A 25,341-nucleotide genomic window follows, 5' to 3' on the forward strand; every position below is an offset into this window, starting at 1 on the left:
AATTAAATATTTTACATACATTTGTACATACAAATTTCCATAGTCATGAAAATTGAAGAAGAAATTAAAAGTACAGTTGAATTATCAATGGCCAAAAAGGTGTTATTGAATTTAACTTTCACAAGAAACATTGTGGCTGAAAAATTCTTAGACATTTTAAAACCCTACGATTTATCCAGCGAACAATATAATGTGTTGCGTATTTTAAGAGGACAAAAAGGAAAACCGGCAAATATGGCTTGCATACAAGAGCGAATGGTAGCCAAAACTAGCAACACCACTCGTCTGGTAGACAAACTTTTAATTAAAGAATTAGTAATACGTAAAGTTTGCCCTGAGAACAAACGCAAAATGGAAATCACAATTACAGAAAAAGGATTGCTGGTTTTACAACAATTAGATCCTCTTGTGCTGGATCATGAAAATGAATTGGGTAACAAATTAACCCCAGAAGAATTAGCACAATTTAATTATTTATTAGAAAAGTACAGAAATTAAATGAGTAAGTTTATTGAACAACAGCAATGGCGCTATGCTACAAAGAAATTTGATGCCACCAAAAAAATTGAAGAAGCAGATTTAGAAATCTTGAAAGAAGCAATTCGATTAAGCACTTCATCTTATGGTTTACAACCCTATAAAGTATTTATTATTGAAAACCCAGAAATACGTGAACAATTGAAACCTGTATCCTGGAATCAATCGCAAATTACAGAAGCTTCACATTTAATCGTTTTTGCTAATTATATCAATTTAGATGAAACTGTAATAGATAAATACATCAAAAGGGTTAGCAAAATAAGAGAAATTGACGAAGAAAATCTTAAAGGCTATAGCGATTTTATGAAAGCTAAAATCTTAGGGCTTACCCCAGAAGAACAAGCTATTTGGACTTCCAAGCAAACCTATTTAGCACTTGGCAACCTTATCAATGCTTCTGCAGAATTACAAATTGATGTAACTCCTATGGAAGGATTTGAAGCAGAACAATACAACACTATTTTAAATTTAAGCGCTCTAAATTTAAATGCAAGCTTAGTCGCAACCGTAGGATATCGACACGAGGAAGACCAAACCCAGCATGCAAAAAAAGTGCGTAAATCAAAAGAAGAATTATTCATAACAATTTAATATTAAATCAATTACTAAAAATCAATTCCAATGAAAAATTTAAAATCAATTGCCCTAGCCTTAGTAGTCGCTTTAGGAACATTAAACGCTACCGCTCAAACTTCAAAAAAAGTTGATGCCGCTAAAAGTAAAGTTTTATGGCTAGCCAAAAAAGTAGGAGGACAACACAATGGTGATATCAAACTAAAAGAAGGTGTCTTAATATTTACAGGTAAAGAACTAAAAGGCGGAAACTTCACTGTTGACATGACTACCATCAACACCTTAGATCTTCAAGGCGAATGGAAAGGAAAATTAGATGGACACTTAAAAAACGATGACTTTTTTGCTGTTGATAAATTTCCTTCTTCTACTTTAGTTTTCAAAAAAATCGGGAAAAAATCAGCAAATACGTATACAGTAGAAGCCGATTTAACTATTAAAGGAATCACAAATCCAATTACTTTTGATATGGTAGCTAACAAAGGAGTTGCCAATGCCACTTTAATGATAGATAGAACAAAATACGACGTAAAGTATGCTTCAAAAACTTTCGGTGCTTTAGCTGATAAAGCTATAGATGACGAATTTGAATTGAAAGTTCAATTAAAATACTAATTGTAGTTTAAAAAATAAAAGCCTGAAAATTTCAGGCTTTATTTTTTTTACATCAAATTCACATGCAGTGACTTAACCTCAATCCCTTCATGCGAAGCATCATATACACACTTTCCATCTTTTATCAGTAATATTTGTGGCGATTGATGCGTCACTTGAAAACGTTCCGCGATAGCATTCGATATAGGTCGGTATTCCAATAAATCCAAATAATAAGGCGTTAATTTGTCTGCTAAATTAAATTCTTTTTCAAAATTTTTCAAAACCGTACGACTAATAATACAACGGGTACTATGTTTGAACAACAAAACAGGTTTACTTTTTGATTCTTCAACAATAACATCCAACTGTTGCAAATCGTTTAGGACATGCCAATCCATCGTTGATGCTGGATTTTCAGAGGAATTTCCACCAAATATATTTTTTAAAAAACTCATATTACTCCAAAATAGTTAATTGATTCTTTATAATTTCGGCATCACGCTGCATGCCATGTTGCTGATAAAAGTACAACAACTTTTTGAAACGTGCTTGACAATTAAAACCAAAATTATATTGTAGTTTTTGCAAACAAACCGAACAAAGCGTATTAGGTTTCCCATCATCTTCACGCAAACTATTAACACCATTCATCACACAAACCGCATGAGTACAATGTTTCAATTTAAACATGTGCCCTATTTCATGTGCCGAAGTTTTAATAGTTCGCTCCAAACAAACACGATAATCCGCTAATTCAGGACCATATCTAAAAAAAGAGGTTACTCCTACTCCCTTGGAATAAGTTGCTAACCCAAAAACAAAATTCCAGCTGGGTTTAGGGTATAAATCTTTAGACGTAAGCCCCATAACAACCAAAGCATCTTTAGGTTTGTGTTTTACCACCACATCCATCAAATAAGAAGCATCTAGTTGTTCATTATCATCATGCCAACGTCGCTTATCTTTAGGTACAACACTATCTGAAATTACTGGTAACAGTTTAGTAGGAACATCATAAAACAAACTCAAATATTTGGTCGTCAATGCACAAATCTTTTGTTCTTTTGCTGTGAAATTTCCAATAGGCAGAATATAAATGTACTTTTGGGTCGTACTTACTTTAAGTGGTTCCAACTTTTGATATTGTGCAAAGGTTTGTCCACTTTCTTGGTGTTCGGCTAACCAATCACCCGCTTTAGGTGTACCCAAACCAACGTCTAAAGTTGCTAATTTTTCAAAATAATTTTGCTCCTTACATCCCATCAAGCAGAGCAACATCAAGCACAAAAAGGCATATTTTTTTCTCATAAATCTAACAAATTCAGACATTTTGTCTTTAAAAAAACACATTAAAACACTAAAAACCAGTCATTTTGTCTCAAAAATCAATTTGGAACATAAATTGACCAGTATCAACCAAAGATATGAATTTTGTGAAGAGTGAAGAGTGAAGAGTTAAAAGTGATGAGTGATGAGTGATGAGTAAAAAGTAATTAGTTTTAAACTCTTAAACTTTTAAACAATAAACTTTTAAACAATAAACTTTTAAACAATAAACTTTTAAACAATAAACTTTTAAACAATAAACTTTTAAACAATAAACTTTTAAACAATAAACTTTTAAACAATAAACTTTTAAACAATAAACTTTTAAACAATAAACTTTAAACAGTAAAAAATATGAACTTAAACAACTTAACCATCAAATCGCAAGAAGCGTTACAACAAGCGCAACAGATTGCACAAGCACACGGTCAACAACAACTAGAAAACGAACACATTTTTAAAGGAATTCTAGAAGTTGATGAAAATGTAGCTCCTTTTATACTGAAAAAACTCAACGTAAATGTAGAGCTTTTCAAAAAAATATTGGACAGTACAATCCAAAGCTTTCCGAAAGTTTCGGGTGGCGATATAATGTTATCGCGTGATGCAGGAACCTCATTGACAGAGGCCAATATCATAGCCAAAAAAATGAATGATGAATATGTTTCTATCGAACATTTAATTTTAGCTATATTCAAATCCAAGAGTAAAGTAGCCCAAATTTTAAAAGACCAAGGGGTTACCGAAAAAGGCTTAGAAAGTGCTATTTCGGAAATTCGAAAAGGCGAACGAGTAACATCCGCTTCAGCAGAAGATACCTACAATGCCTTAAACAAATATGCTAAAAACCTGAACGAATTAGCACGTACAGGCAAATTAGACCCAGTCATTGGTCGTGATGAGGAAATCAGAAGAGTATTACAAATTTTAACCCGTCGTACCAAAAACAACCCTATGCTCATTGGTGAACCAGGTGTTGGTAAAACCGCCATTGCCGAAGGTTTAGCGCATCGTATTGTAGACGGAGACGTTCCTGAAAATTTAAAAGACAAAATCGTCTTTTCATTGGATATGGGCGCTTTGATTGCTGGTGCTAAATATAAAGGCGAATTTGAAGAACGATTAAAATCGGTAGTTAAAGAAGTCACAGCTGCTGAAGGTGATATTGTACTTTTTATTGATGAGATTCACACGCTTGTAGGTGCAGGGGGTGGCGAAGGCGCGATGGACGCTGCTAATATCCTAAAACCCGCTTTAGCACGTGGTGAATTGAGAGCTATTGGCGCAACTACTTTAGATGAATATCAAAAATATTTCGAAAAAGACAAAGCGTTAGAGCGTCGATTCCAAAAAGTAAACGTAGACGAACCTGATACTGAAAGTGCGATTTCAATCCTACGGGGTATTAAAGAAAAATACGAAACACACCATAAAGTGCGCATCAAAGATGAGGCAATTATTGCGGCTGTGGAATTATCGCAACGTTATATTACCAATCGTTTTTTACCCGATAAAGCCATCGATTTGATGGACGAAGCGGCATCTAAATTACGTATGGAAATTAATTCAAAACCCGAAGAATTAGATGTTTTGGATAGAAAAGTAATGCAGTTGGAAATCGAAATTGAAGCAATCAAGAGAGAAATAGAATATTCGTCAAACTCCTATGAAAAAGATAGTAGTGTGAGACAGAATGATGAAACCAAATTAAAATCATTGGGATTAGATTTAGCCAATTTAAAAGAAGAACGTAACGAAATTTATACCCGTTGGAAATCTGAAAAAGATTTGGTAGATAACATCCAAAATGTAAAACAAGAAATTGAAGATTTCAAGTTAGAAGCGGAACGCGCGGAACGCGAAGGTGATTATGGTAAAGTAGCTGAAATTCGTTATGGAAAAATCAAAGACGCACAAGAAAAATTAGATGGTTTACAAAATCAGTTGGTAGAAAACCAAAAAGGTACTTCGCTCATTAAAGAAGAAGTAACACACGATGATATTGCGGAAGTTGTGGCGAAATGGACGGGAATCCCTGTAACTAAAATGCTTCAAAGCGAACGTGAAAAATTGCTAAAACTTGAGGATGAATTACACAAACGTGTGGTGGGTCAAGAAGAAGCCATTCAAGCCATAAGCGATGCCGTACGTCGTAGTCGTGCTGGTTTACAAGATGTAAAAAAACCGATAGGCTCTTTCCTATTTCTTGGAACAACTGGAGTGGGAAAAACAGAATTGGCTAAAGCACTTGCCGAATATTTGTTTGATGATGAAAATGCCATGACTCGCATTGACATGAGCGAATATCAAGAGCGTCATAGTGTGAGCCGATTAGTGGGTGCGCCTCCAGGCTATGTAGGTTATGATGAAGGCGGACAATTAACCGAGGCAGTAAGAAGAAAACCGTATTCGGTAGTTTTATTGGACGAAATTGAAAAAGCACATCCTGATACCTTTAACATTTTGCTTCAAGTATTAGATGAAGGGCGTTTAACAGACAATAAAGGTCGCTTAGCTGATTTCAAAAACACCATCATTATTATGACTTCAAATATGGGCAGTCATATTATACAGGAAAAATTTGAAAACTTAAAAGGCAGTGTAGATGCCGCTGCCGAAGCTGCAAAAGTGGAAGTTTTAGGATTACTCAAGCAAACGGTTCGTCCTGAGTTTATCAACCGGATTGACGAAATAGTGATGTTTACTCCATTGAGCAGTGCAAACATCAAGGAAATTGTAGGTTTACAATTGAAAAGCGTCATCAAAATGTTAGCACAACAAAACATCACTATGGATACTACCCCTGAAGCGATTCAGTATTTGGCGAATAAAGGTTATGACCCTGAATTTGGTGCACGTCCCGTAAAAAGAGTGGTACAGCGCGAAGTTCTCAATCAATTATCTAAAGAAATACTTTCAGGTAAAATAACCACGAATAGTATTATCTTATTGGATAGTTTTGATAACCAATTGGTTTTTAGAAATCAAGACAAATAAAAAAAGGGAGCAATGCTCCCCTTTTTTTATGCTAAATTATAATTATTTAATTACAATTCTTTTAACCGTTTTATGCGCTCCATCTTGGATAGTCACTAAATACATTCCTGATTGCGCATTTTTTATAGAAACATTCTGATTAAACACAGATTCAGCTTGATATTCTTTAACAAATACCTCACGTCCACTTATATCATGAATTTTTAATACTATATTATCATTTTCAGGCAAAAACTTCAATGTAAATTCTCCTTCAGTAGGGTTTGGATACATTTCAAAACCTTGTAATTCATAATTACCAGTAGCAAGGGAATGTGTAATTGTGAAAGCAATATTATTTACGTCAAAGAAATATGATTTTTGTGTAGCTGTTACCGCTGATCTCACCATAATTCTACAATTTGTCTGATTAACCGCAGGATTAGGCATAGATACCGATTGATTACCATCATTAGGAGTACCCGCTAACAATACTGTCCAAGTTACACCATTATTATAAGTAATCAATATATCAACATTAGCAACATTAAATGGAGCTCCTGTTGTACTTCCTGCATTCCATGTAATATTTTGTGAAGTCCCTCCAACATATGATGTACCAGCAGCCGCTTGTGATGTAACTGAAAAGGCACCACCAGTAGTATTTGTAGTTACTTGCATATTAGCAAAATTAGTTTGACCTACTTTAATAGGCGCTACAGAAGAATAAGGAGCATTATCTCGTACCGTTACTCTAAAATTCAATGTTCTAGCTATAGAAGATAACGCTTCAGATCGCATACCTGCATCACCACCCACTTGTGCTGTAACGGCTGAATTAGCCATAATAGAAGTCATTTTTGGAAAATAACGAGTTGAAGAAGTTGAAGGCGACCAAGACAAAAAATTTGGACCTACATCTTTAGTTGCAGAAGCACTACTAGATATATCATTTCCAATATAAACGGTATTAGATAAAGGACTATCGGTTTGTTCCCAGCTATATGTTAACACATCATTCGCATCATTATCAGTTCCTATACAATCTAAGGCAAATGGAGTACTAATAGGTATCGTTAAAGTATTCCCTGTGATAGCTACATTTGGCGTAGCATTGGCACCTGCAATATTAGTAGTAACTGGACATGCTTTACCCGCTAAATTAGCTTGAATTTGAGCAATCGAAACTGCATGGAATGAATCAATTGCATTCCCAGCAACATCTGCACTTGTAATACCTGCATACCCCATAATAGTATCTCCTGAACCAACTTCAACTTGAACATTCGAACATCTTCCACCACCTGCTTCTCCTTTGTGAGTAAACGTATGATTAGCCCCCAATTGATGACCATACTCATGAACAACCACCTCTATATCAAAGCTATCACCAACAGGAACTCCATCAAAAGGAGATGTAAACCCACTTCCTTTCTCACTACTTCCTCCAGCAACACCATCAACACAAACACAACCAATACAACCCGCATTTCCGCCACCTCCATTATCACCGTATAAATGACCTATATCATAAACTGCATTATTTGCTGCTAAAGATGTATTGATCCCTGTTAAAGAAGTATTTAACGTATTTTCTAATTCTCCATTCCATGCCCCATTTGCGCCTCCAGCGGCAACTGAAGTATAAGGATCCGTTGAAGGATTGTAAAAAATCACATTCGTTGTTTGATTAATTAAATTCAAATGAACCCCTAAATCTTTCTCAAAGATACCATTACAGCGTGTTAAAGTGGCATTAAAAGCAGCTAATACCCTAGCTACATTAGCAGACGAAAAAGCATTAAAATAATTAGCATATTCTCCTGTGCATGATTGCGCCAAGCGCAACACTTTTAATTGACCTGCATTTGATTTTTGAACATTTGAAATTTTATTTTCGAGTCCATTTACAATATCCCTTTCAACAGTTCCACATGACCAATTCATTTTACTTTTATCGCGTTGCGATTTATAAACTGAATACACTTTATGATCAGCAGAATAAGGTTCAATAAATTCGTTAGGTCTATCAGCTCTAAAAACCATGGTTTGAATACCATTTGGGGCGATACTTAATTTTAAAGTAGCACTTCTATCTGTTAATCCTACACCAGAATAAGATCTGATTTCTGGAAATCTTGCTTGTAATTCTTCATCAAAATTCGAAGCTTCAAAAACTTGAAAATCTTCTATTTTACCATCAGCATTCGGTAGAGAAATAATAGTCGAACTCTTTCTAGCCGTTTTACCAACAACATTAAACAACTCATTACGTAAAGATTCGACATTTAACTCGAACAGATCAAATTCTTTAGGATAACTAATTCTAGAAACCGATTTGTCAGTTTCAACAATTTGTTTACTTGCAATAAACTTTTTCCAATAGCTTCCAGTTTGAGCCACTGAGGAAAGTGCTAAACTAGAAAAACAAATTAAAAATAATGTCTTTTTCATTTTTAAAGATTTAGGGTATCAGATTGCTAAGATACAGAATTTACATATACATATTTTTTTATAGAAAAAATTCTACATATTACAATAAAATTACAAAAAACACATAAAAAATCAAAAAAAACATTAATAACAAGAATAAAAAAAAGCCATCAAGAAAACACAAGACAGCTATTAATTACTAAATTATTCTGATTAAAATCTAAGAAAATCCTCTTATCTCGAATTCTCAGAGAGGAAGTCTACTTATATGACTCTTTTTGAGGTTTATTTTTTTACAAAATTCAACTTACTATTTCTAAAACCGTACGCAAAATACACCCCTAAACCAATCACTAACCATACCCCAAACCATTTCCAGTTAGAAACCGCCATTCCTGTCAACAAATAACAACAAGAAATTAATCCTAACAAAGGAATTAAAGACAGTTTTTTAACAAAAGCCATAACGGTCATTATCAAGGTAAAGATAAAAAATACAATTAATGGCAAATTAGTAGCCAAATTTTCTTTCGTCAAACTACAAGCTTCCGCAAAATATGTTGGAAAAAGATATTGAATCAAGATTCCTGAACCAACTACAAGTACTGGAAAAATAAATTTAGAATTAATATACGGAATTCTGAATTTTCCCTTGGTTGGCGATTCACTTTCTTCAGTAGGTGACAACATCAAAACCCCACCACAAACTAATACGAAAGCGAATAAAGTTCCAATACTGGTAAAATCTAGTACAAAATTTTCATCTGTAAAAAAGATAGGTAAACCAACTACAAAACCAGTAACAATTGTTGCAAATCCTGGCGTTTTATATTTCGGGTGAATTTCAGCAAATTTTTTAGGCATCAATCCATCACGGCTCATAGTCATCCAAATACGAGGTTGCCCCATTTGAAACACAAGCATTACACTGGTCATAGCTGCTACAGCAGCAATTGACACAATAAACAACATCCATTTTATCCCTTTTAAAGCAAAAATTTCCGCCAATGGGTCACTTACTCCTAACAAGTCATATTTTACCATTCCTGTTAATACAAGCGCTAATATAATATATACAATGGTGCAAACCACTAATGAATAAATCATCCCTTTAGGTAAATCACGCTGCGGATTTTTACTTTCTTCGGCTAAAGTGGAAACCGCATCAAAACCAATATAAGCAAAAAATACCGCAGAAACCCCAGCCATAACCCCTTTGAAACCGTTAGGCATAAATGGTGTCCAATTATCAATATCAATATAAAAAGCACCTACAATAATAACCAATACGATGATTATTAATTTTAAGTACACCATAAAATTACTCACATTTTTAGATTCACTGGTTCCTTTGTAAATCAAGTACGTAATCAAGATGTTAACCACAACAGCTGGCATATCAAAAATGATTTTCAAACCCGCAATTTCAGGAGCATTTTGCCATGCCAACATCCCCTCTCCTGCTTTATGTTCTAAAAAGGCTGCATGAGCTGATTTGTAATTAATGGTCAACCATTCGGGTAAATGCAAACCGAAAGATTCTAAAAGATTTGTAAAATAACCACTCCACGAAAAAGCAATATAAATATTACCAATGGAATATTCCATCAATAATGCCCATCCGATAATCCACGCAAACAATTCTCCAAAGGACACATAAGCATACGTATAAGCACTCCCTGAAACCGGTACTCGAGAAGCAAACTCAGCATAACACATGGCAGTAAATCCACAGGCTATAGCACAAATAACATATAACAAAATCACCCCTGGTCCGCCTGAGAAACAAGCATTACCAATCGCTGAAAATGTACCCCCTCCAATAATCGCTGCAATACCAAAAAAGGTCAAATCTTTAACCGTCAATACCTTATTTAAACCTGAATGTTCCCCGTCGCCTCCTTGCTTTAAAATTACATCCAAAGATTTTTTTCGAAATAATCGTGTTAATGACATATGAAAATGTTTGTTTTTAATTGGTTATAGCCAACAAATATATAAAAGTTGTAGAATAATCTTATGGAATTACCATTTTTAATAAAAAAGATAGCCTCTAAAAGCTATCTTTCTCTCAATCTATCTATTTGTTTTCGGAAATCAATTCAAATCAAAGCGGTCTAAATGCATCACTTTTGTCCAAACTTTCACAAAATCTTGCACAAATTTTTCTTTCGCATCTTCACTGGCATACACTTCAGCAATGGCACGCAGCTCAGAATTAGAACCAAAAATCAAATCTACTCTTGAACCAATCCATTTCAATTGACCTGTGAGACGGTCACTACCCGCAAAAACATCATTCGCTTCAGATACCGCCTTCCATGTCGTACCTAAATCCAACAAGTTCACAAAGAAATCATTACTCAATGTCTCTTTCTTATCTGTAAAACACCCCACATTAGATTGGTCGAAATTAGTTCCTAACACACGCATCCCCGCAAGCAATACACCCATTTCAGGTGCGGTTAACGTTAACAATTGTGCTTTGTCTAACAATAATTCTTCAGCGGCTATCGAAAATTTAGACATCGCATAATTTCTAAAACCATCTGCTACGGGATGCAAATATTGAAATGAGTCTACTTCCGTTTGCGCCTGACTTGCATCCGTACGTCCTGCCACAAAAGGCACCTCAAAATTAAAACCTCCATTTCGAATTGCTCGTTCAACCCCCACATTTCCAGCCAAAACAATTAAATCAGCCATAGAAACTTGCTTCCCTTCGCTATTTGTTGCATTGAAATCGGCTTGGATTTTATCTAACACCGCCAATACTTTTTGCAACTGCTCCGGGTTATTCACTTTCCAATCTTTTTGTGGCGTCAAACGAATACGCGCTCCATTAGCTCCCCCTCGTTTATCCGAACCTCTAAAGGTAGAGGCTGATGCCCATGCGGTACCCACTAATTCACTTACAGACAAACCAGAGGCTGAAATTTTAGCTTTTAATTGATTACTATCCGCAATCTCAATAGTCTTATAATTAGCCACAGGAATTGGGTCTTGCCAAATCAAATCTTCCGCTGGGATTTCTGGTCCTAAATATTTAGCTTTAGGTCCCATATCACGATGGGTTAACTTAAACCAAGCACGTGCAAATGCATCATAAAATGCATCTGGATTTTCTAAAAAACGTCTGGAAATTTTCTCATACGCTGGGTCAAAACGCAAAGACAAATCAGTTGTCAACATAAAAGGCGTGTGTTTTTTGTCAGCATCAAAAGCATCAGGCATCTCTCCTGCCCCTTCATTATTCTTAGGTTTCCATTGGTGAGCACCAGCAGGACTTTTAGTCAATTCCCATTCATACCCAAACAAGTTTTCAAAGAAATTATTACTCCATTGTGTCGGTGTTTTTGTCCAAGCTCCTTCTAATCCACTGGTAATCGTATCGCCAGCATTCCCACTACCAAAAGTATTCAACCAGCCTTGTCCTTGCGTTTCTATACCCGCAGCGGCAGGTTCAGCTCCTACAAATTCTCCTGGGTTTGCCGCCCCATGTGCTTTCCCTAAGGTATGACCACCCGCAATTAGCGCTACCGTTTCTTCATCGTTCATAGCCATACGCGCAAAAGTTTCACGTATATCTTTTGCAGCTAATAAAGGGTCGGGAGTACCATTAGGTCCTTCTGGATTTACATAAATCAGCCCCATTTGTACCGCTGCTAACGGAGTTTCTAAATCACGCTCACCCGAGTAACGAGAATCGCCTAACCATTCTTTTTCAGAACCCCAATAAATATCTTGTTCAGGCTCCCAAACATCTTCACGTCCACCTGCAAATCCAAAAGTCTTAAATCCTGAAGATTCTAAAGCGCAATTCCCTGCTAACACCATCAAATCTGCCCATGAAATTTTATTGCCATATTTCTGTTTAATAGGCCATAATAACAAACGCGCTTTATCTAAATTCGCATTATCTGGCCAACTATTTAAAGGGGCAAAACGCAACGTTCCCGCACAAGCGCCTCCTCTACCATCAGCTACACGGTAAGTCCCTGCACTATGCCATGCCATACGGATAAACAAACCAGCATAACTACCAAAATCCGCAGGCCACCAATCCTGAGACGTTTTAATTAATCTGGTAACGTCCTCCTTTAATGCATAGTAATCCAAGGAATTAAAAGCCTCTTTATAATTAAAGCTTTCTCCCATTGGATTCGACAGACTAGAATGCTGTCTTAGGATATTTAAATTCAGTTGATTAGGCCACCAATCTTTATTGATAGTTCCTTTACCAGCACCATGTTTAGGCATGGCACCTCCCGAAAAAGGACATTTACTTCCATTAGATTGATGCGGATTGTTTTTCGATAAGTCTTCCATAGCATTTTAATTATAATTAGTTATCAATTAGTGTTTTACCAAAATTACAAAAATAAAATCTATTGAATCAAAAAAAACAATAAATAAAAATTATACAGATATTGATTTTTATCAAAAAACACCCTTAAAAAAGAACTATAAAGAATTTTTATAACCAAATAGAAATTAAGTAACAAAACTGTATTTTTGAATAGAAACAATGAGTAATTTTGCTCACGATTTTTAAAAACAATTTTAAAACACAATCATTATGGCATTAGTAGGAAAAATTTTCCCTAACATTACTGTTGACGCTATCTCTGACATGGGAGACAACTTAAGAATCAACGTTTTAGAAGAAGCAACTAAAAACAACAAAAAAGTACTATTATTTTGGTATCCAAAAGATTTTACTTTCGTTTGTCCTACAGAATTACACGCTTTTCAAGCTGCTTTACCAGAATTTGAAAAAAGAAACACTATCGTAATTGGTGCATCTTGCGACACTAACGAAGTACACTTTGCATGGTTAAATACACCAAAAAACAACGGTGGTATTGAAGGAGTTACGTACCCATTATTAGCTGATACTACACGCAATTTATCTAAAGCTTTAGACATTTTAGACGCTGAAGAAGTATATGACGAAGAATCTGATTCTATCTTATTAGAAGGTTCTAATGTACCTTTCCGTGCTACGTATTTAGTTGATGAAACAGGTAAAATTTTCCACGAAAGTGTAAATGATATGCCATTAGGAAGAAATGTAAACGAATATTTACGTTTAATTGATGCTTATACACACGTTCAGACTAAAGGAGAAGTTTGTCCAGCTAACTGGGAAGAAGGAAAAGAAGCGATGACTGCTGACCGTTTAAGCACAGCTGCTTACTTAAGCCAAAACTAATCATCAATTATATACAATGGCAATAACAATATTCAATATCTTTTATTGACGTTTGTTATTGTCATTGTCTTTAAAAGATTGTCCAGATTTAATGCTTTCTTAAAGCAACTTGAAACCTTAAACCTCAAACAAAAAATTATGTTAATCGAATTAAACGAAGACACCTTACAAAATATCGTAAACGAAAACGAAAAAGTAGTCGTACAATTTTCAGCTTCATGGTGTGGCAACTGCCGTATTATGAAACCAAAATTTAAAAAATTAGCTACAGAAAACGAAACGATGTCTTTTGTCATAGTGGATGCTGAAAACGCACCCGAATCAAGAAAACTAGCTAACGTATCTAACCTACCAACTTTTGCAACTTTTGTAAATGGTCAGTTAGTAGGCGAAACTCAAACCAACAAAGCAGAGGTTTTAAACGCTTTAGTTGCAGAAATTGCGTAACCAAAACTTTAACCTTTAAACACATAAACATTTCCTAAGAATGAAACTCCCCGTAATCAAACACCTCACCCAATTTATAGAGGATAACGATAGCGACTATATGGTGGAAACTATAGAAGTCCTTGAAAACCTTACTGAATTAGAATCTTTAAAAGACGAAGAAATTGATGTCATCGCCGAGCTTATTTCTAATATGTATGGCGCCTTAGAAGTCCACAAAAGCATCAAAGAAGGTAAAGACAAAAAAACAGCTTTAAACGAATTCATGCAACGTGTCATGGGTTCTATAGATAAATAAGAAATAGGATAAAAGAGATTTTAACGCTCTTTTATCCTATTTCTTATTTCATTTCAATCTACAAATTAAGTTATTCTGTTGCTTGAAACAACCCTTTATAATGCTCCCAATAACGATAAATTAAGAACAAATTAGACCCCAATACAAAAATAGCAACGGGTAAGTTCTCAGGTGACATAAAGAAATGTATCATAAAAATATTAATCGAAACTGGTAAAATCACCAAATTTGCCAATGCCACAAATCGATTGGTTACAAAAGCCAGTCCACACAAAAATTCTAATGATTTCGCCAGAGGGTAGATATATTGCGCTGCAATCATACCTGTATTAAACATCTTAAAATTCCCTGTAGCAGCAGACTCAGGTGCCATTTTAAGGAAAAAAAGCGAGGAGACAATTATAAACAATACCCCCAATAAAACCCGAACGAGAATAGTAACTGACTTCATAACATTTTGATTTTAAGTTATATAGTAAAGCTACCAAATATTTTCCTACATTTTAAATTTTATAAATTTTATTTAACATTTTGAACTTCAATTTTTTATCTATCGAATTTGCGAAAATACATAATGCATTTCAGAAGCTATTTCTAAACTACGTTCGGCATATTTTTCATCCATCAAATCAGTCCCATCATAAGCTTTCGGGTCGTTATATTTAACAGGAAATCGAGCTTCTGCACCAAAGACCATCGGACACCCCTCGTCTGCATTGTTGCAAGTCATAATAGCGCCAAAAGTATTTTTAGGATTAAAACCATCAAAATAAGCCTTTGAAAAACAAATTACGGGATGCTGATTTTCATCAAATCGTACGGTATACACTGGATTTTCTGCGTTACTCAATTTTTGAATATAAAAACCTTGCTTACTTAGAGTCTCAGCTACTTTAGGAAACATGGCTGTCGCTTCCGTTCCTCCAGAATAGCAATATACTTGCTTTATCCCAAAGTGAAAAGCCATCGTTTGCGCCCATATTTGGGATAAATGACTTCGTCTCGAATTATGTGTACAAATAAAATTCAATCGAATCTCTTCCTGTTTGTCTACTTTGCCTTGTATATAAGTTATCAAGGGATTTAGCAATTCTTTTCGTTCTTCTGAAACAGAAATTTTAGCAATTTTTATCAAAGTTTGTGTTAATTGTTCTAACATTTTATTTCTTATTAAATGTACAAAAGATAAAGTTTTGAGTCGTATCAAAAGGCGTTTGGTGGTCTTCTTCAAAAGAACTGACCAACTCAAAATCGTTTTCAAAAACCTTTCGCATTGTTTCTGCCGTGTATTGGGTAATTTCTAAACCGCTACATTTTTTAGGGCCTTTTTCTGAAAAAGTACCAATAACCACTTGTCCATTATCTGTAACATATTTAGAAACTACTTTCGAATACAACTCAATATCTACTTTTGCAGTTAAAAAATGAAATGAAGCTCTATCGTGCCATAGCTCAAATTTTTCATCAATGTCCAACGCAATATTTTTTGAAACTATAAAAGTAACCTTACACGCTTTTTCTCCTAAACGCTTTTTTGCTCGTTCAATCGCATGTTCAGAAATGTCTAGCAAAAACAAATTGGTATAACCTTTTTCCAAAAGCGAGTCTATCAAATAACTATCTCCACCGCCAACATCTATAATCTTAGCGTCTTTCGATAGTTGCAAATTCTCTATCAACGTCAAAGAAGTAGTCGGTATTTTTTGGTACCAACTCACTTCGTTTTCCGCTTTTGTAGTAAAAACATTTTCCCAGTGTTCTTTTTCTTTCATACCTTTATTTTTAGCAACAACCCGATTCAGGGGTACAACAAGACGTCATTTCTTTCAGACTCTTTTTCACTTTTTCAACAGGTAACCCACAGTTATCCTGCGCCAAACAAGTTGTTTGTGTAGGTGTCAATAGAAAATTTTGTCCGTTAAACTCTAAACCAAATTTCCCAATAGTATGCGCATCTTGATATTCTACCAAAATATCAAAATCACCTACCGTTGTGTTTTTTTCGATACCCGAGATAATTTTCAATACCTTTTCAGAAGTCAATTGATGCCAAGTATCCACAGAATACCACAATTGAAAGGTAAAATAATTTTCTTCTCGAAACGTATTTCCACAATCGGTATATTTTTTATTAATAATTCCCATTTCAGTAATGTGGAAATGGTTGGGTACAAAAGTACCATTGGGCAATTGAATTTGAAAATTTTCAAGTTGCGCTAATTGCATTTTAAATTCAGATAATTTCATAACAATACGATTTAAATTTAGATTTTATTTAGCAACATTTACTTTGCAGTTGTTTTTTAATTTGAAAAAAATACTCCTCAAACTTCTTAATAACCTCCGGATTGATACAATAACAAATCGCCGTACCTTCTACACTCCCTTTTATCAGTCCTACATTTTTCAATTCTTTCAAATGCTGAGAAATGGTAGGTTGCGCTAAAGGCAATTCATTAACAATATCTCCACAAATGCAAGAATCTACTCTTAACAGATATTCTATAATTGCCACGCGCGCAGGATTTGACAAGGCTTTAAACAACATAGCCAACTCGTTTTGTTCTGCGGTAAAAAAATCAGATTTAGAAGCTCCCATTCGACATATATTTATATATTGCAATATTACGATTAAGTTTTAAAACAATAACTCTACTTAACAAAAATTTAATTCAAAAAATATCCTTATTTTTGGGACTTCATTAAAACAAATACTATGGCACAAATTACATTTAAAGGAAACACGATAAACACTTCTGGAAATTTACCAGCAGTAGGAACTACAGCAAAAGATTTTTCATTAGTAGCTACCGATTTATCTATAAAAACATTAGCGGATTATAAAGGACAAAAATTAGTTTTAAACATCTTCCCTAGTATTGATACAGGAATTTGCGCTGCTTCGGCAAGAAAATTCAACGAGGTTGCTAGTTCTTTAGCTAACACTAAAGTATTATGTATTTCAAGAGATTTACCATTTGCTCACACTCGTTTTTGTGGTGCTGAAGGTTTAGAGAATGTAATTAGCTTATCTGATTTCAACACTGGAGCTTTTGGAAACGATTACGGTTTAATGCTTACAGAAGGTCCATTAGCTGGTTTACACTCACGTTGCGTAATCGTGTTAGACGAAAATGGCGTGGTAACTTACACGGAGCAAGTACCTGAAATTGCTCAAGAACCTAATTACGAATCTGCTTTAGCTGCATTATAAAATGAAATTCGAAAAAGACGAAACTTTTTTCACAGGTCGCTTAAAGAGTGTGGGCTTCGCTGCCAAAGGTGCTTTTAAATTAATCACAACTGAGCATAGCGTTATGGCACAATCTTCGCTAGCTATCATTATGAGTGTAGCGGGCTATTATTTTCAAATCAGCAAAGAAGAATGGATGTTCCAAATCTTTGCCTTTGGTTTAGTACTCAGTATTGAAGGTCTGAATACAGCCGTTGAAAAAATAGCTGATTTTGTGCATCCTGATTTCCATGAAAGAATAGGATTCATCAAAGACATTGCTGCAGGAGCTGTATTTTTCGCCGCAATAACCGCAATGGTTATTGGTGGATTTATTTACCTTCCAAGATTAGTTTAACCCGAACTAATGATTATTTTTGTTATACATTAAATTTTAAAATGGCTAAATCCAAAAAGAAAGAATCAAAAACAACAGAAACAGACGAAACGAAGTTATTAAAGAAATTTTCAGCTTCACGCCAACAGAAATTTACCTTCGGCGTGTTATTGGTTTTATTCGCTATTGCCTTAGCGGTATCCTTTATTTCCTTTTTTGTAAATGGACGATATGATCAAAGCGCTTTAGGTGATTTTGCTAATCGTGATAGAGCGGTGCAAAACTGGTTAGGCAAATTCGGAGCTTTTCTATCCGATTTCTTTATTTACCAAGGTTTTGGTTTGGCTTCTTTTTTAGTAGTCCGTTTATTATTGCTTACTGGCGCTTATTTAATATTGGATTTAGCCGTTTCAAAACTCAAAAAAACTTGGTTTTGGGACATTTTTGCCATCATCATCTTATCAGTATTACTTGCCTTTTTCAGTACAAGCTTACCTGAATTAGGAGGTATGATAGGCTTTGAAATTAATTCTTTTTTACAAGATTATATTGGAAAAGTAGGTACACTACTTACTTTATTATTCGGAGTTGTTATCTATTTGATTTTTAAGATTAAAATCTCTCCAGATAAAATCAAAAATGCTTACGAGAAAACAAAAGCAGGTTTACAAGAAGAACTGCAAAATGTTACTGCAAAAGACAACAACACGGCTTACAACTTAGAAGAGTATGCCATTTCTGATGAAGTTACGGCTACAGAAAACAACATTACTCCTTCCCCTGAACCTGTAGCAAAAAATGTAACAACAGATTTGGATGAAGAAGATTATGACGATGAAGAATTAGGAGAAATCACTTTAAAAACAGTACCCTCGCAGTTTGAAATCAACAAGGAAACATTAAAACCTACCATTGGTCATGCTTCGGAATTATCTTTAGATATAAATCCAACAAGCAAGCCTATCGAAACTGAACATCATTCAGATGAATTAGTTATTGAATCTGTTGAAGAAGAAGACATTATTGAAGAAAATCTTGCAGAGAAATTAGTAGCGCATTTTGGTGAATTTGACCCAACATTAGATTTATCAAACTACAAATTTCCGACCATTGATTTATTAAAAGATTATGGTTCAGTAGGCATTACTATCAACCAAGAAGAATTAGAAGAAAATAAAAACCGAATTGTAGAAACCCTACGCAACTACAAGATTGACATTGCGCAAATTAAAGCAACTGTAGGTCCATCGGTAACTTTATACGAAATTGTCCCTGAGGCAGGTATTCGTATTTCAAAAATTAAAAGCTTAGAGGACGATATCGCCTTATCATTATCAGCTTTAGGCATTCGTATCATTGCTCCTATGCCAGGAAAAGGGACGATAGGTATTGAGGTTCCAAACAAAAATCCAAGCATGGTCCCGATGCGTGGTGTTTTATCGTCGGCTAAATTCCAAGAAGCAGAAATGGAGTTACCTATTGCTTTAGGAAAAACCATTTCGAATGAAACTTTTGTAGTCGATTTAGCAAAAATGCCTCACTTATTAATGGCAGGTGCTACTGGACAAGGAAAGTCGGTAGGTTTGAATGCCGTATTAACGTCTTTACTTTACAAAAAACATCCAGCCGAGGTAAAATTTGTTTTGGTTGACCCTAAAAAGGTAGAATTGACCTTGTTCAACAAAATTGAACGTCATTATTTAGCCAAACTTCCTGATACCGAAGACGCTATTATTACCGATAATTCGAAAGTTATTACTACCCTTAACTCTTTATGTGTAGAAATGGACAACCGTTATTCTTTATTAAAAGATGCAATGGTGAGAAATATTAAGGAGTATAACGAGAAATTCAAACAAAGAAAACTAAACCCAGAAGCGGGTCACCGTTTCTTACCTTATATCGTATTAGTAGTCGATGAGTTTGCCGACTTGATTATGACGGCCGGTAAAGAAGTTGAAACACCTATTGCTCGTTTGGCACAATTAGCCCGTGCTATTGGTATTCATTTGATTATTGCCACTCAAAGACCATCTGTAAATGTAATTACAGGTATCATCAAAGCCAATTTCCCTGGACGTATTGCTTTCCGTGTGACCTCTAAAATTGACTCTAGAACCATTTTAGACCAACAAGGTGCTGACCAATTAATAGGTCGCGGAGACTTGTTATACACTAATGGTAATGACATGGTTCGTGTGCAATGTGCCTTTGTAGACACCCCTGAAGTGGAGAAAATATGTGACTTTATCGGTTCACAAAAAGCCTACGCGAGCGCCTACATGCTCCCAGAATTTATCGGTGAAGATGGCGGTGGCATAAATCTTGATATTGACATCTCTGAAAGAGACTCATTATTTAGAGATGCTGCGGAAGTAATCGTTACGGCACAACAAGGTTCTGCTTCGTTAATTCAAAGAAAATTAAAGTTGGGGTATAACAGAGCTGGACGTTTGATAGACCAATTAGAAGCTGCGGGTATTGTAGGTCCATTTGAAGGAAGTAAAGCACGCTCAGTAAATATTCCTGACTTAGTCGCTTTAGAACAATTTTTTAATAATGAAAAAAACAATTAAACATAAAATGAAAAAAATAGCATTCCTGTTCTTCTTATTCTTGAATATTTCTATTCAAGCTCAAAATGAAACTAAAGCGAAAGCCTTACTTACCAAAGTAACGACAAAAGTAAAATCGTTAAAAAACATACAATTAGATTTTAAATACAATTTACAAAACGCTAAAGAAAACATCAACCAAGACAACAAAGGAAATGTTACACTTAGTGGTGAAAAATACATTTTAAACTTCTTAGGAGTAACTAAAATTTGTGATGGTCAAAAACTTTATACTATTTCAAAAGAAGACGAAGAAATATCAATTGCTCGTTTAGATAAAGAAGAAGAAAACAACACGCCTGCAAAAATGCTAACCTTTTTTAGCAAAGGATTCAAATACAGCTGGGATATCAACCAAACTATTAAGGGTAAAAAAATACAATACGTAAAACTTACCCCTATTAATATTAAAGATGAGCGCAAACAAATACTTGTAGGAGTAGATTTAAGTACAAATTTAGTTTATAACACTATAACTTTAAACAAAAACGGGACACGAGTAACTTTGACTGTTAATTCTTTAAAAACAAACGCACAGTTACCAAAAAATCATTTTACTTTTGTAAAATCAAAATACCCTAACTATTACATCAATAATTTGGATTAATTACTCCAATGAAAATATTAGATCGTTACTTACTTAAATCCTATTTGATTACATTTACTTCGGTATTTGTAATCTTATTTTTTATATTCATTTTACAAACCGTTTGGTTATTCATTTCGGAATTAGCAGGTCGAGACTTAGATTTAATCATGATTTTGAAATTCTTAGTTTTCGCTACTCCTAAATTAATGCCCATGGTACTCCCTCTAACCGTGTTGTTAGCCTCTATCATGACTTTTGGCGATTTAGCTGAACATTATGAATTTGCCGCAATGAAATCAGCCGGAGTATCATTCTTTAGAAGCTTAAGATCGCTTATTGTTTTCAATCTTATATTAGCCATAACAGCCTTCTTTTTTGCAAACAATGTTATTCCGTATTCTGAATACAAATTCACTAATTTCAGAAAAAACTTAGCTCAAATGAAACCTGCCCTAGCCATAGCCGAAGGACAATTTAGTGACATAGGAAACTTTAATATTCGTGTCGAAAAAAAAACCGGCGAAAAAGGGGAACATCTTGAGAGTGTAACCATTCATAAAAAATCAGATTTAGGAGAAGGCGCAAAAACAGTAATCAAATCAAAAACTGGTGATTTGATAAGTTCGGAATCTTCAAACCTATTACAACTGGTACTTCATGATGGGCATTACTATGAAGATGTGACACCGAAAAGTTATGAAGAACGAATCCGACAACCTTTTGTAAAAGTTTATTTTAAAGAATACACTATAAATATCGATTTATCAAAATTAAATCAGATGGCGGAGAACCAAAGTGAAATTAAGAACACCGATGCCATGCTTAAAATTAATGACTTAAAATATGCCATTGATTCTTTATCTCAAAATTACAAAAAGGAAGTAGCCTCATTTGCTGATAACAACTATCAACGATTTGGACTAAACAACAACTACAATGTTGATACCACTAAAATAAAAACACCTAGAACAACGAATCTCAACAAATTACTTTCTCCAGAGAGCAAATCTACTGTCTTGAGTGTTGCTGAAAGCGACTTATTAAGTACGAAACAAAACCTAGAATTCAATGAAATAGCTTTGCTTCTACGTCAAAAAGAAATCAATGGTTTTTGGAATGCTATTTTTGATAAATTTGTAATAGGATTTGCTTGCTTACTCATGTTTTTCATTGGTGCTCCACTAGGTGCAATTATCAGAAAAGGCGGTTTAGGATTACCTATTGTGTTTGCCATGCTAATTTTTATCTCCTTTCATTTCATGAACACTTTTACTAAAAAAATGGCACAGGAATCACAAATTCCTGCATTTTTAGGAGCATGGACCGCAACACTAGTTTTAACACCACTAGCCATTTATTTGACCAAAAAAGCGATAAATGATAACGGTGAAATTAATTTTGATTTCATCACTGAACCGTTTCAAAAAATATACACTAAACTCACACAACGCAAAAACACAGAAGATGGAAACACAAACCATTAAATTAAATACTATTGAAGAAGCTATTGAAGATATACGCCAAGGCAAAGTCATCATAGTAGTCGATGATGAAGATCGCGAAAATGAAGGTGATTTTCTAGCTGCAGCCGAAAAAATAACGCCCGAAATGGTAAACTTTATGGCGACTCACGGTAGAGGTCTAATCTGTGCACCATTAACCGAAACAAGATGCAAAGAATTAGGCTTAAATCCTATGGTTACAAATAATACTGACCATATGGAAACAGCTTTTACTGTATCTGTAGACTTAAAAGGACATGGAGTAACTACAGGCATATCTGCTTCTGACCGAGCTAAGACAATACAAGCATTAATTGATCCAAGTACTAAACCTTTCGATTTAGCAAGACCTGGACACATTTTCCCGCTAATTGCCAGAAAAGGCGGTGTACTACGAAGAACAGGACACACTGAGGCTGCTATTGATTTTGCACGATTAGCCGGCTTAAAACCCGCTGGTGTGATTGTAGAAATCATGAATGAAGACGGAACAATGGCACGATTACCTCAACTTGTAGAAGTCGCTCAAAAATTCAATTTAAAATTAGTTTCTATTGAGGACTTAGTGGCTTACAGAATGCAACACGACAGTCTAATTGTCAAAAAAGAAGATTTTGACATTACAACTCGTTTTGGTACTTTCCGATTAAGAGCTTATGAACAAATTACAAACAAACAAATACATATTGCCCTTACAAAAGGCACTTGGAATACCGGTGAAGCCGTATTAACCCGAATTAACTCTTCTCAAGTAAATAACGACTTATTAGGCACCTTAACCAACAATGCAGACAAACAACTGGATGACATGTTCCAAGTCATCAATGAACAAGGTAAGGGAGCGGTATTATTTATCAATCAAGATATGCAGTCTGTTAGCCTTTTAAATCGTATTGCCGAATTGAAAAACTTACAGCAAAAAGGTGAAATGAAAGCGCCAAAAATCGTCATTGATAGCAAGGATTACGGTATAGGAGCACAAATACTTCATGATATCGACATCACTAAAATCCGTTTAGTATCTAATACTGAAGTAGGCAAGCGTGTAGGAATGATAGGCTATGGATTAGAAATAGTAGAATATGTAAAATACTAATCACCTAGTATTAAAACCCTTACAAAAGGAAGTTATTTTTTTTACTTTTTTCGTTTTAAAAAACTTGTAAAACAAAAAAACAGTTGTATATTTGCACTCGCATTACGCAAGTAACGCACAATATACTGGAGAAATGGCAGAGTGGTCGAATGCGGCAGTCTTGAAAACTGTTGACTGTAACAGGTCCGGGGGTTCGAATCCCTCTTTCTCCGCGAGCTTAAAGGCAAATTGAATTAAATCCCTTCAAATTATAGACTTTGAAGGGATTTTTCTTTTTAAGCACTTCAAAATAGCACAAATTACGGATCAAGTCCAAAACCTGTGGATTTGATAAATTAGGCATATAAATTTGTAAGTATACTGTTCCCCAAAAACTGAGCAAAAATATTTTTAAAAATAAGATATAAAGCTTAAGTTAGTATTATGTCAAGAACAAGAAGAACTTTTAGTAAAGAATTTAAAACCAAAGTAGTTTTAGAGGCCTTAAGAGAGCGCACAACCATTGAAGTCTTAGTCAAAAAATATGAATTATTACCTACCCAAATATCCATTTGGAAAGCCGAGGCAGTAAAAAATATGTCTAACGTTTTTGCAAAAGACAAACCTGAAATAGTCAAAAATCCCATATCTACCGAGAAGCTTTATGCAGAAATAGGTCAGTTGAAAATGGAGAACGATTATTTAAAAAAAAAGCTGAGTTGATTGCCAAAGAAGTTCGTATGGACTGGGTTATTAAAGATGATTTTTTAAGTTTATCTAAACGCTGTGAGTTATTGTCATTAAATAGGAATTTATTTTATTATTCACCTAAAGGCGAATCTGTTGAGAATAAAAAAATCAAGGAATTATTGCTGTCTCAATATAAAATAACACCATTTTATGGATATCGAAAAATGACAGTATGGATTAACGAACAAGGTTTCAAAGTCAATAAAAAAAGAGTTAAACGCTTGATGCGAGCTGTAGGCTGGCAAACTATTTATCGTGAGCCACGCACCACTATTGTTAACAAGCAACACAAAAAATACCCTTACTTGCTCAAGGATTTAGAAATTGAAAGGAAAAACCAAGTTTGGGCTACTGACATCACCTATATACCTATGGAAAAAGGGTTTATGTATCTTTCAGCTATCATTGACTTACACACTCGATACGTTGTGGGTTGGGATATTAGTAATACAATGAATGCATCCTGGTGTATTACAGTTCTAGAAAATGCCTTAGCACAACACGGAAAACCAGAAATTTTCAATACTGACCAAGGAAGTCAATATACCAGCGAATTACATACGCAACTATTGATTGATAATAACATCAAAATTTCAATGGATGGAAAAGGAAGAGCATTAGACAATATTTTTATAGAACGATTATGGAGGACGGTAAAATATGAAAATGTATATTTACAGGCATACAAAGATGTAAAAACATTACGTAAAGGATTAGAGGAATATTTTGAGTTTTACAATAACCAGAGATTTCACCAGTCTTTAAAAAATAAAACCCAAAATGAGGTCTATCATTTACAAAACGTGGCATAAAACGAGAATAACTTTTTAGGCTTT

25 protein-coding genes and 1 tRNA gene are annotated in these 25,341 nt (G+C 34.6%); 16 read left to right on the top strand and 10 right to left on the bottom strand.

All coding sequences use genetic code 11. The features are described 5' to 3' along the window. The first annotated feature begins 45 nt into the window (after positions 1-45). Genes ACQY29_RS12890 through ACQY29_RS12900 form a run of 3 tightly spaced genes read left to right on the top strand, consistent with a single transcriptional unit; the run spans position 46 to position 1,728 of the window. The gene (locus ACQY29_RS12890; protein ID WP_428225588.1) at positions 46-498 is read left to right on the top strand and encodes a MarR family winged helix-turn-helix transcriptional regulator; all 453 of its coding nucleotides are present in this window, start codon (positions 46-48) and stop codon (positions 496-498) included. After that, complete coding sequence (locus tag ACQY29_RS12895; RefSeq protein ID WP_428225589.1) at positions 499-1,131, top strand: NAD(P)H-dependent oxidoreductase; 633 nt, start codon at positions 499-501, stop codon at positions 1,129-1,131. Positions 1,132-1,161: 30 nt separating this feature from the next. After that, positions 1,162-1,728, top strand: coding sequence for a YceI family protein (locus ACQY29_RS12900; protein ID WP_428225590.1), 567 nt, complete (start codon positions 1,162-1,164; stop codon positions 1,726-1,728). Positions 1,729-1,775: 47 nt separating this feature from the next. On the opposite strand, the gene ytxJ is transcribed toward ACQY29_RS12900, so the two are convergent. Together ytxJ and ACQY29_RS12910 are read right to left on the bottom strand one after the other, a co-directional pair. Further along, a complete protein-coding gene (gene ytxJ, locus ACQY29_RS12905; RefSeq protein WP_428225591.1) occupies positions 1,776-2,165 on the bottom strand; it encodes a bacillithiol system redox-active protein YtxJ in 390 nt (129 codons plus the stop codon). Between the two features lies 1 nt (position 2,166). Continuing rightward, on the bottom strand, positions 2,167-3,018 hold the full coding sequence (locus ACQY29_RS12910; protein WP_428225592.1) for an archaemetzincin: 852 nt from the start codon (positions 3,016-3,018) through the stop codon (positions 2,167-2,169). Positions 3,019-3,390: 372 nt separating this feature from the next. Between ACQY29_RS12910 and clpB the strand changes: the two genes are divergently transcribed. Continuing rightward, positions 3,391-6,033, top strand: a complete 2,643-nt coding sequence (clpB, locus tag ACQY29_RS12915) for an ATP-dependent chaperone ClpB (protein ID WP_428225593.1) — start codon at positions 3,391-3,393, stop codon at positions 6,031-6,033. Positions 6,034-6,075: 42 nt separating this feature from the next. On the opposite strand, the gene ACQY29_RS12920 is transcribed toward clpB, so the two are convergent. The 3 genes from ACQY29_RS12920 to katG all read right to left on the bottom strand — a co-directional run bounded on the left by ACQY29_RS12920 (position 6,076) and on the right by katG (position 12,774). Continuing rightward, positions 6,076-8,466 carry a reprolysin-like metallopeptidase gene (locus ACQY29_RS12920; protein ID WP_428225594.1) on the bottom strand — a complete coding sequence of 797 codons (2,391 nt, stop codon included), beginning with the start codon at positions 8,464-8,466 and terminating at the stop codon, positions 6,076-6,078. 264 nt (positions 8,467-8,730) lie between these two features. Continuing rightward, a complete protein-coding gene (locus tag ACQY29_RS12925) occupies positions 8,731-10,401 on the bottom strand; it encodes an amino acid permease (protein WP_428225595.1) in 1,671 nt (556 codons plus the stop codon). A gap of 141 nt (positions 10,402-10,542) precedes the next feature. After that, on the bottom strand, positions 10,543-12,774 hold the full coding sequence (katG, locus tag ACQY29_RS12930) for a catalase/peroxidase HPI (protein ID WP_428225596.1): 2,232 nt from the start codon (positions 12,772-12,774) through the stop codon (positions 10,543-10,545). Between the two features lie 250 nt (positions 12,775-13,024). Here katG and ACQY29_RS12935 point away from each other — a divergent pair, with 250 nt between their 5' ends. The 3 genes from ACQY29_RS12935 (at position 13,025) to ACQY29_RS12945 (ending at position 14,405) form a co-directional block, all read left to right on the top strand. Next, positions 13,025-13,660, top strand: a complete 636-nt coding sequence (locus tag ACQY29_RS12935) for a peroxiredoxin (protein ID WP_428225597.1) — start codon at positions 13,025-13,027, stop codon at positions 13,658-13,660. Positions 13,661-13,798: 138 nt separating this feature from the next. Next, a complete protein-coding gene (locus ACQY29_RS12940) occupies positions 13,799-14,107 on the top strand; it encodes a thioredoxin family protein (protein WP_428225598.1) in 309 nt (102 codons plus the stop codon). A gap of 40 nt (positions 14,108-14,147) precedes the next feature. Beyond that, on the top strand, positions 14,148-14,405 hold the full coding sequence (locus tag ACQY29_RS12945; protein WP_428225599.1) for a DUF6952 family protein: 258 nt from the start codon (positions 14,148-14,150) through the stop codon (positions 14,403-14,405). 70 nt (positions 14,406-14,475) lie between these two features. Here ACQY29_RS12945 and ACQY29_RS12950 read toward each other — a convergent pair whose 3' ends face one another. The 5 genes from ACQY29_RS12950 to ACQY29_RS12970 form a co-directional block, all read right to left on the bottom strand. Then, complete coding sequence (locus ACQY29_RS12950; RefSeq protein ID WP_428225600.1) at positions 14,476-14,778, bottom strand: DoxX family protein; 303 nt, start codon at positions 14,776-14,778, stop codon at positions 14,476-14,478. A gap of 177 nt (positions 14,779-14,955) precedes the next feature. Continuing rightward, a complete protein-coding gene (locus ACQY29_RS12955; RefSeq protein WP_428225601.1) occupies positions 14,956-15,564 on the bottom strand; it encodes a low molecular weight phosphatase family protein in 609 nt (202 codons plus the stop codon). 1 nt (position 15,565) lies between these two features. Continuing rightward, complete coding sequence (locus ACQY29_RS12960; RefSeq protein WP_428225602.1) at positions 15,566-16,177, bottom strand: class I SAM-dependent methyltransferase; 612 nt, start codon at positions 16,175-16,177, stop codon at positions 15,566-15,568. 10 nt (positions 16,178-16,187) lie between these two features. After that, positions 16,188-16,652, bottom strand: a complete 465-nt coding sequence (locus ACQY29_RS12965) for a DUF6428 family protein (protein WP_428225603.1) — start codon at positions 16,650-16,652, stop codon at positions 16,188-16,190. Between the two features lie 28 nt (positions 16,653-16,680). After that, positions 16,681-17,004 carry an ArsR/SmtB family transcription factor gene (locus ACQY29_RS12970; RefSeq protein ID WP_428225604.1) on the bottom strand — a complete coding sequence of 108 codons (324 nt, stop codon included), beginning with the start codon at positions 17,002-17,004 and terminating at the stop codon, positions 16,681-16,683. Between the two features lie 117 nt (positions 17,005-17,121). Between ACQY29_RS12970 and tpx the strand changes: the two genes are divergently transcribed. The 9 genes from tpx to ACQY29_RS13015 all read left to right on the top strand — a co-directional run bounded on the left by tpx (position 17,122) and on the right by ACQY29_RS13015 (position 25,317). Further along, positions 17,122-17,619, top strand: coding sequence for a thiol peroxidase (gene tpx, locus ACQY29_RS12975; RefSeq protein ID WP_428225605.1), 498 nt, complete (start codon positions 17,122-17,124; stop codon positions 17,617-17,619). Position 17,620: 1 nt separating this feature from the next. Continuing rightward, positions 17,621-17,995 (top strand): diacylglycerol kinase family protein, encoded by a 375-nt coding sequence (locus ACQY29_RS12980; protein ID WP_428225606.1) that lies wholly within the window; start codon positions 17,621-17,623, stop codon positions 17,993-17,995. 41 nt (positions 17,996-18,036) lie between these two features. After that, complete coding sequence (locus ACQY29_RS12985) at positions 18,037-20,550, top strand: DNA translocase FtsK (RefSeq protein ID WP_428225607.1); 2,514 nt, start codon at positions 18,037-18,039, stop codon at positions 20,548-20,550. A 7-nt stretch (positions 20,551-20,557) separates the two neighbouring features. Continuing rightward, positions 20,558-21,196 (top strand): LolA family protein, encoded by a 639-nt coding sequence (locus ACQY29_RS12990; RefSeq protein ID WP_428225608.1) that lies wholly within the window; start codon positions 20,558-20,560, stop codon positions 21,194-21,196. Between the two features lie 8 nt (positions 21,197-21,204). Next, complete coding sequence (locus ACQY29_RS12995) at positions 21,205-22,662, top strand: LptF/LptG family permease (protein WP_428225609.1); 1,458 nt, start codon at positions 21,205-21,207, stop codon at positions 22,660-22,662. Next, positions 22,643-23,776, top strand: coding sequence for a 3,4-dihydroxy-2-butanone-4-phosphate synthase (gene ribB / locus ACQY29_RS13000; RefSeq protein WP_428225610.1), 1,134 nt, complete (start codon positions 22,643-22,645; stop codon positions 23,774-23,776). Before ACQY29_RS12995 ends, ribB begins: the two co-directional genes overlap by 20 nt. Before the next feature lie 127 nt (positions 23,777-23,903). Beyond that, positions 23,904-23,988 (top strand) — tRNA-Ser (locus ACQY29_RS13005). A 211-nt stretch (positions 23,989-24,199) separates the two neighbouring features. After that, complete coding sequence (locus ACQY29_RS13010; protein ID WP_428225611.1) at positions 24,200-24,478, top strand: transposase; 279 nt, start codon at positions 24,200-24,202, stop codon at positions 24,476-24,478. Beyond that, positions 24,475-25,317 (top strand): IS3 family transposase, encoded by an 843-nt coding sequence (locus ACQY29_RS13015; RefSeq protein WP_428225612.1) that lies wholly within the window; start codon positions 24,475-24,477, stop codon positions 25,315-25,317. Before ACQY29_RS13010 ends, ACQY29_RS13015 begins: the two co-directional genes overlap by 4 nt. The last annotated feature ends 24 nt before the right edge of the window (positions 25,318-25,341 follow it).

It is taken from the genome of Flavobacterium sp., from assembly GCF_965262375.1.
Taxonomy (GTDB): domain Bacteria; phylum Bacteroidota; class Bacteroidia; order Flavobacteriales; family Flavobacteriaceae; genus Flavobacterium.